The organism is Actinomyces sp. S6-Spd3 (genome assembly GCF_000758755.1).
Classification (GTDB): domain Bacteria; phylum Actinomycetota; class Actinomycetes; order Actinomycetales; family Actinomycetaceae; genus Pauljensenia.
Map to the genome: position 1 here is coordinate 1 of NZ_JRMV01000239.1, position 636 is coordinate 636.

Here is a 636-nt window from a genome sequence, read left to right on the forward strand (position 1 = left end):
CACCCTACCGGGTGCAGTACCATCGGCGTTCACGGGCTTAGCTTCCAGGTTCGGTATGGGATTCTGGGCGTTTCCCCGTGGCTATGACCACCGCAAAACTATTGCCAACACAGCTAAACACGCTGGTATAAACCCAGGATTGGTTTACCCATTGTGTTTGCCTGCACACACGCTCGTTGTTAGCGTTTACACGCCTTGGGGTGTGTGGGGTTGGTAGTGGTTTGCATAGTAGTTACGAGCAAACAGTGTTTCTGTTTGTCATTGCTGTTAATGGTTGTTTTTAGTTGTTGACTATTAGTACCAGTAAGCTAAACACGTTACCATGCTTACACGCCTGGCCTATCAACCCAATCATCTATTGGGAGTCTCTCCCCCACTAGGTGGGGTTGGAAACCTTGTCTTGAAGCAGGCTTCCCGCTTAGATGCTTTCAGCGGTTATCCTTCCCAAGCGTAGCTAACCAGCCATGCACCTGGCGGTACAACTGGCACACCAGAGGCTTGTCCGTCCCGGTCCTCTCGTACTAGGGACAGGCCTTCTCAAGTTTCCTACGCGCGCAGCGGATAGGGACCGAACTGTCTCACGACGTTCTAAACCCAGCTCGCGTACCGCTTTAATGGGCGAACAGCCCAACCCTT

2 rRNA genes are annotated in these 636 nt (G+C 52.2%); both read right to left on the bottom strand.

The window, feature by feature from the left end:
* Nucleotides 1–95, bottom strand: a 5S ribosomal RNA gene (gene rrf / locus HMPREF1627_RS09970); the annotation flags it as partial.
* A gap of 179 nt (nt 96–274) precedes the next feature.
* Nucleotides 275–636: ribosomal RNA gene (locus HMPREF1627_RS01955) — 23S ribosomal RNA — on the bottom strand; the annotation flags it as partial.